The 704-nt window shown below is 36.6% G+C and carries 2 protein-coding genes; both read left to right on the plus strand.

Going from position 1 to position 704, the window contains the following annotated elements:
- Positions 1–41: 41 nt before the first annotated feature.
- A complete protein-coding gene (locus tag AC4IFO_RS22975; protein WP_219244943.1) occupies positions 42–185 on the plus strand; it encodes a Hok/Gef family protein in 144 nt (47 codons plus the stop codon).
- 329 nt (positions 186–514) lie between these two features.
- Positions 515–658 (plus strand): Hok/Gef family protein, encoded by a 144-nt coding sequence (locus AC4IFO_RS22980; RefSeq protein WP_219244943.1) that lies wholly within the window; start codon positions 515–517, stop codon positions 656–658.
- Positions 659–704 lie beyond the last annotated feature (46 nt).

Here is a 704-nt window from a genome sequence, read left to right on the forward strand (position 1 = left end):
AGTTAGGATTGTGCCTCTTAACAATTAAGAGGTCAAGGGAAATGAGCAAGTTCGCAGTGATTGCGTTTGTATCAGCGTGTATTACCGTGTTAGGTGTTTCGTTATTAATACGCGACAGGTTATGTTATGTCGTGATTAGTCATGGGAATACGGTTGTTCAGACAATATTTTCTTACGAAGAATAATGTTGTATTACGAGGGCGTTAATTCCCTCGTAATTTCTCTTTTTAACTGTTTGGTTTGTGGTATCAAGCACCCAAACTATTTTATCTTTAATTAATGGTGGAATTATAATTAGAAATCAAAGTTAAAAAATAATATTATTTTAATATTGTCGCGTGCGTAAAATATAAAATTTTGCTACTCTGCGGTTGGGTGCTTGAGCCTTTCTGGTTCAAGTCACTTATTTTGGATCAGAAATGAAAAAGCCCCGTTAGTTATTATTCACCAACGAGGCCCGATCCAAAACCGACAGTTAGGATTGTGCCTCTTAACAATTAAGAGGTCAAGGGAAATGAGCAAGTTCGCAGTGATTGCGTTTGTATCGGCGTGTATTACCGTGTTAGGTGTTTCGTTATTAATACGCGACAGGTTATGTTATGTCGTGATTAGTCATGGGAATACGGTTGTTCAGACAATATTTTCTTACGAAGAATAATGTTGTATTACGAGGGCGTTAATTCCCTCGTAATTTCTCTTTTTAA

The organism is Providencia sp. UF-224 (assembly GCF_058245955.1).

Excerpts from the sequence above, each read along its gene's own strand:
- AC4IFO_RS22975 (WP_219244943.1), top strand. The coding sequence starts at position 42 with ATGAGCAAGTTCGCAGTGATTGCGTTTGTATCAGCGTGTATTACCGTG.
- AC4IFO_RS22980 (WP_219244943.1), top strand. The coding sequence starts at position 515 with ATGAGCAAGTTCGCAGTGATTGCGTTTGTATCGGCGTGTATTACCGTG.